This is a genomic window from Bradyrhizobium sp. P5_C11_2 (assembly GCF_054049755.1).
Window position 1 is genome coordinate 1 of the sequence record NZ_JBFULT010001072.1, and the last position, 1094, is coordinate 1094.

2 protein-coding genes are annotated in these 1094 nt (G+C 62.2%); one reads left to right on the top strand and one right to left on the bottom strand.

The genetic code is table 11. The features are described from left to right. Positions 1–42: 42 nt before the first annotated feature. Entirely contained in the window at positions 43–633 is a 591-nt protein-coding gene (locus ACXJL8_RS41745) for a hypothetical protein (RefSeq protein WP_456617339.1), read from the bottom strand. A gap of 271 nt (positions 634–904) precedes the next feature. Between ACXJL8_RS41745 and ACXJL8_RS41750 the strand changes: the two genes are divergently transcribed. Beyond that, a partial coding sequence (locus ACXJL8_RS41750; RefSeq protein ID WP_456687112.1) for a GFA family protein occupies positions 905–1094 on the top strand: 190 nt, incomplete at its 3' end.

Below are 1094 nucleotides of genomic sequence, written 5' to 3' on the forward strand. Positions count from 1 at the left end.
CGTACTGGATGCCCCGCCTTCGCGGGGCATGACAGCGGGCGGTCAGTTCTCGTCGTCGCCCAGCGCCGCCACAAGCTTGTCGTAGTACTTGCCGACGAGATCGATGTTGGCCTTGTTCTCGACGGCGGGCGCCGGCGTCTTCAGCGCCTCGTTGAGCTCGTCGATCGCTTCCTTCTTGTCCTTGGCCGGCATCTTCTTGTCGGCCTGGACCTGCGCGATCTGCGCCTTGATCACGGCTTCGGTGCCGACATACTTCTTGGTCGCGGGATCGAAGCCGCCGAGCACCAGGCTGATATTGTCGACGACGTTGTTGTAGTCGTCATAGCTGGCGAAGCCGTGCTTCTTGGCGACGCCATCGAGCTGGGCGATCACCTTCTGGTCGGGCGCGGTGTTCTCGGGCAGCTTTTCCGTGATCGCGTCCATGTCCTTCTGCGCGGCGAGCACGCCGTCGAGCTGCTTGTCGGTCAGCGCGATCTGCTTGAGGCTCGGTGCCTGCGCGGGCGCGGCCTGCTGGGCCGGGGCCGCCTGCTGCTTGGCTTGCGCGAGCGCATAATCAGAGGAGGCGATCGATGCTGCGGACAGAAGGCACGCGACGCCGAACGCGGTGAGGGCGGGACGAAGCAATGCTGGCATGGAAGTCTCCTCCTGAAGGGGATGGTTGGTTTTGCTGGCGGAAGGTCTTTGGCGGTGAAATATCCAGACAGCGGAAAGCTAGGGAACTCGAAATGAACTCCACGTGAACTCCGCGGGCCCCTGCTAGCGGCCGATCATGGCTGAATGATCACAACCCTGTGGTGCCCTGGCCGATCACCAAACATTGTTCTGCGAGCAATCCATCTGTTGTGCGGTCCGCCCTTCTCGCCGATGTTCGAACGACGCATCCGAGAGAGAGAGAAAGACCAGCATGCCGACCCACCGGGGATCCTGCCATTGCGGCGGGGTGACGTTCAGCTTCGTGTCAGAAATCACCGAGCTCACGACCTGCGATTGCTCGTTGTGCCGGCAGAAGAACGCGCTGATGACGAAGGTGCACGAGAGCGCGCTCACCGTTGAGAGCGGCGAGGAGCTGCTATCGGTCTACGAATGGAATACGC

Excerpts from the sequence above, each read along its gene's own strand:
- ACXJL8_RS41745 (WP_456617339.1), bottom strand. The coding sequence starts at position 633 with ATGCCAGCATTGCTTCGTCCCGCCCTCACCGCGTTCGGCGTCGCGTGC.